Origin of the sequence: Candidatus Allofontibacter sp. (genome assembly GCF_038145245.1) — a bacterium.
Lineage (GTDB): Bacteria > Pseudomonadota > Alphaproteobacteria > Pelagibacterales > Pelagibacteraceae > Fontibacterium.
Window position 1 is genome coordinate 1 of record NZ_JAYQPI010000048.1, and the last position, 4,832, is coordinate 4,832.

Genomic DNA, 4,832 nt, shown 5'->3' on the forward strand with positions numbered 1-4,832 from the left:
CCACATAGCTTAGTTGGTAGAGCACTTCCATGGTAAGGAAGAGGTGGCCAGTTCGATTCCGGCTGTGGGCACCAAAATTTGATGTTTTTATTAAGTATTTTTTGAATAAATTAAAATAAACTTACTATAGTTTTATAAAAAACATTTAAATATAATACCCCTATGAGTTTAGAAATTAAAGTGCCTGATATAGGCGATTTCAAAAACGTTGAGATTATAGAAATCCTAGTAAAAGAAGGTGATCAAATTAAAAAAAATGATCCTATTCTTACATTAGAAAGTGATAAATCTAGTGTTGAAGTGCCATCACCTTTTGATGGAAAAATTTCTAATATAAAAGTAAAAGTTGGCGATAAAGTTTCACAAGGATCATTAATAGCAACTCTGAGTAACGGATCATCTTCAAATACAACACAAGATAAATCTATACTACCAGAGACAGAAAAAATTATTCAAGAAGCTGAGAAAGTTTTAAAAAGAACAGATTCAGATAAAAAAATTACTATAGAAGAACCAAAACAAAGTTTTGAAACAAAAGTTGAATATAAAAAATTTACCAACTATTCTTCTGATCAAGACAGCATTGGCGATGTAGATCCTCAAGAAACTTTAGAATGGATTGAGTCCTTAAACAGTGTTGTTGAAAGAGATGGCCCAAAAAGAGCTAACTATCTTTTAGGCAAGCTGATTAACCAAGCATATATTTCAGGCTCAAACCTACCTTATAATCAAAAAACTCCTTATATAAATACTATACCTAGAGAGATGGAAGCTAAATCTCCTGGGGATCAAGTATTAGAAAATAAAATTAGATCTTTAATTAGATGGAATGCTGCATGTATGGTTGTGCGTGCTAATAAAAAACTTCCCGAACTTGGTGGTCATATCGCAACTTTTTCATCTGCAGCAACTTTATACGATGTAGGCTTTAACCATTTTTGGAAAGCACAAAATGAAAAAAATTTAGGAGATTTAATTTATTTTCAAGGTCATTGTGCTCCTGGTATTTATGCAAGATCTTTTCTTGAGGGAAGAATAACTGCTAAACAATTAGAAAATTTTAGACAAGAGGTAGATGGTGGAGGCCTGTCTTCATATCCTCATCCTTGGTTAATGCCAAATTATTGGCAGTTTCCAACTGTTTCTATGGGTCTTGGTCCTATCATGGCAATTTATCAGGCAAGATTTATGAAATATTTACAAAACAGATCTTTAATAGAAGATCAAAATAGAAAAGTTTGGGCTTTCTTAGGAGACGGAGAAATGGATGAACCTGAATCTACAGGAGCAATTAGTTTAGCTGCAAGAGAAAAATTAGATAACTTAGTATTTGTAATTAATTGTAACCTTCAAAGATTAGATGGTCCCGTACGAGGTAACGGAAAAATAATTCAAGAAATGGAGGGTTTGTTTAGAGGAGCCGGGTGGAATGTAATTAAAGTTATTTGGGGATCTTATTGGGACCCTCTTCTTGCAAAAGATAAAACAGGTCTATTACTAAAAAGGATGGAAGAATGTGTTGATGGTGAATATCAAGCCTTCAAAGCAAAAGGAGGGGCTTATGTTAGAAGTCATTTTTTTGGAAAATACCCTGAATTAAGAGAATTAGTTTCAAATATGACTGATGAAGATATTTGGAAACTAAACAGAGGCGGTCATGATCCTCATAAAGTTTATGCCGCATATCATGCAGCTCAAAATCATAAAGGCTCACCTACAGTAATTATAGCAAAGACTATTAAAGGCTATGGAATGGGTAAAAGTGGGGAAAGTATTAATACTACTCATCAACAAAAAAAATTAGACCTTAATGATATGTATTATTTCAGAGATCGATTTAATATTCCAATTACAGATAAACAAGTTGAAAATTTAGAGTTTTATAAGCCAGACGAAAAATCAGAAGAAATTCAATATATTAAAGAAAGAAGAAAACAACTTGGGGGTTTTATTCCAACAAGAAGAACAAAAACAAAGGCTTTAAAGACTCCTGCTGCTGAAATCTTTGAGTCTTCTTATTTAGCTTCTGGTGACAGAGAATTATCTACCACTATGGCTCTTGTTAATATGCTTACAAAAATTTTAAGAGACAAAGATTATTCTTCAAGACTAGTTCCAATAATTCCAGATGAAGCAAGAACTTTTGGAATGGAAGGATTTTTTCAAAAAATCGGAATTTATGCTCACGAAGGTCAAAAATATGAACCAGTAGATTCTGAACAGCTAAGTTCCTATCGTGAAGATAAAAGTGGACAAGTATTAGAAGAGGGAATTACAGAGGCTGGTGCTATGTCTTCTTGGATAGCTGCTGGTACGTCATATTCAAATCACAATATTGAGATGATTCCTATCTATCTTTTTTATTCAATGTTTGGTTTTCAAAGAATTGGCGACTTTGCCTGGGCAGCAGGCGATACACAATGTAGAGGATTTTTAATTGGAGCAACATCTGGAAGAACAACTCTTGCAGGTGAAGGATTACAGCACCAAGATGGTCATAGTTTAATAATGGCCTCCACTATTCCAAACTGCGTGACTTATGATCCAACTTTTTCTTATGAGTTGGCAGTAATATTTGAGGATGGACTAAAAAGAATGCATGAAAAACAAGAGAACGTTTTTTATTACATAACAACTTTAAATGAAAATTATAAACATCCTGCAATGCCTAAAGGTGTGAAAAAAGAAGATATTTTAAAAGGAATGTATTTATTTAAAGAAATTAATAATAAAGGAAAAACTAAAGTTCAATTACTTGGATCTGGAGCAATATTAAATGAAGTAATAAAAGCAGCAGAAATATTAAGTTCTGACTTTGGGATTGACTCCGATATTTGGAGTGTAACAAGTTTTAATGAATTAAGAAAAGACGCAATAGAAGTTGAAAGAAAAAATTTACTAAATCCTGATAAAAAACCAGAAAAAACTTATATAGAAAAATGTTTTGAAAAAAGAACAGGTCCTTTTATAGCTGCAACAGATTATATTAGGACATTATCCGAAGGAATTAGGAATTATATTCCTGGTACTTATGTAACTCTAGGAACTGATGGGTTTGGAAGAAGTGATACTAGGAAAAATTTAAGAAAATTTTTTGAAGTTAATAAAGAATTTATTGTTTATTCCACATTAAGCACTCTAGTAAAAGAACAAAAGATTGCATCGAAAGTAGCCACGGATACGATGAAAAAATATAATATTGATCCAAAAAAACCTATTCCGACAAAATTGTAGTTTAAGATGGCTAAAATTGTTGATTTAATAGTTCCTAATATTGGTGATTTTAAAAATGTTGAGATCATAGAAATTCTTATAAAAGAAAATCAAAACATTAAAAAAAATGAAGGAGTTATTACTTTAGAAAGTGATAAATCAAGCGTTGAAGTTCCGTCTCAATTTGAAGGAAAAATTAAGAATATTAAAATTAAAGTTGGAGATAAAGTATCTGAAGGAGATAAAATAGGAGAAATAGAAGTATCCTCAGGCAATGTTATTCAAGAACAAAAAATAGAAAATAAAATAACTGAAATAAAAAAAGAAGAAACGGCCTCTAAAAATACAACTATATTAAAGATTCCAAAACTAGGAACAGAGAAAAAATTAATTGTTTCTGAAATTCTTATTAAAGAAAATGAAATTATTCAAATCGACCAAATAACTTTGCTAATTGAAGATGATGAAAATGCTTATGAAATTCCTTCTCCACTATCTGGAATCGTTAAAAATATTAAATTAAAAAAAGGGCAAGAAGTTAAAATTGGAGAAACTATTGCTGAAATTATTAATCAGTCATCGGACATAGAAATAAAAAAAACAATAATAGTAGAAAAAATCCATGAAGAAAATAAACAATATCAAAATATAAAAAGCGCAAGCCCAAAAATTAGAAAATTTGCAAGAGAGTTGGGAGTTAACCTTCAATTAATTGAAGGAAGTGCAAGAAAGGGTAGAATTCTTGAAGAAGATATTAAGCAATTCATTAAAGATAATTTAAATAATAAATCAATAAAAGAAGAGGTAATAAAAAAAGTAGAAACTAAAGAGGAAAAACTACCTTATGAGCATAAAGAATTTGGCGAAATTGATATTCAAAAAATTCCAAGAATTAAAAGACTATCAGGTCCACACTTAGTTAAAGCATGGAATGAAATACCTCATGTTACTCAATTTGATGAAATTGATGTAACAGATATGGAACATTTTAGAAAAAATTTAACAGATCTTAATACAAAAGAAAAAATTCCTATAACTCCTATTGCATTCATTATGAAAGGCTTAGTAAACGGAATGAAAAAATACCCTAATTTTAATTGTTCACTTGAACCTACTGGTGAAAATATTATTTTCAAAAAATATTTTCATATTGGAATAGCAGTAGATACCCCTCATGGTTTAATGGTCCCAAAAATTAGAAACGTTGATCAGAAAGATCTTTTAACTTTAAGCAATGAGGTAAGAAAGATTAGCAAATTGAGTAAGGAACTAAAAATAGATAAAAAAGAATTTTTTGGAGGCTCAATGACTATTTCAAGTTTAGGAGGAATTGGCGGAAGTTTCTTTACACCAATAATAAACAGTCCAGAAGTTGCAATAATTGGAATAGGAAAAACAGAAACTAAGCAAATATTTATTGATGGAAAATTTATAGCTAGAGCAATGATGCCAATTTCTCTTTCTTATGATCATAGAATAATTGATGGAGCTGAAGCGGCTAGATTCTGTCAAGATCTCAAACTTAGTCTTGGAAAGAATTTTGCTTTCAATTTATCATTTTAAAAATGATAAGTGGTTATTGCGATGAAAAATACTATCCTGTTAAAAAAATATTTGAA

The 4,832-nt window shown here is 30.5% G+C and carries 2 protein-coding genes; both read left to right on the top strand.

Going from position 1 to position 4,832, the window contains the following annotated elements; all coding sequences use genetic code 11:
• Positions 1–162: 162 nt before the first annotated feature.
• Complete coding sequence (aceE, locus tag AC8IGH_RS05035; protein ID WP_507419626.1) at positions 163–3,234, top strand: pyruvate dehydrogenase (acetyl-transferring), homodimeric type; 3,072 nt, start codon at positions 163–165, stop codon at positions 3,232–3,234.
• 6 nt (positions 3,235–3,240) lie between these two features.
• Entirely contained in the window at positions 3,241–4,776 is a 1,536-nt protein-coding gene (locus AC8IGH_RS05040; RefSeq protein ID WP_507419627.1) for a 2-oxo acid dehydrogenase subunit E2, read from the top strand.
• Positions 4,777–4,832: the final 56 nt, after the last annotated feature.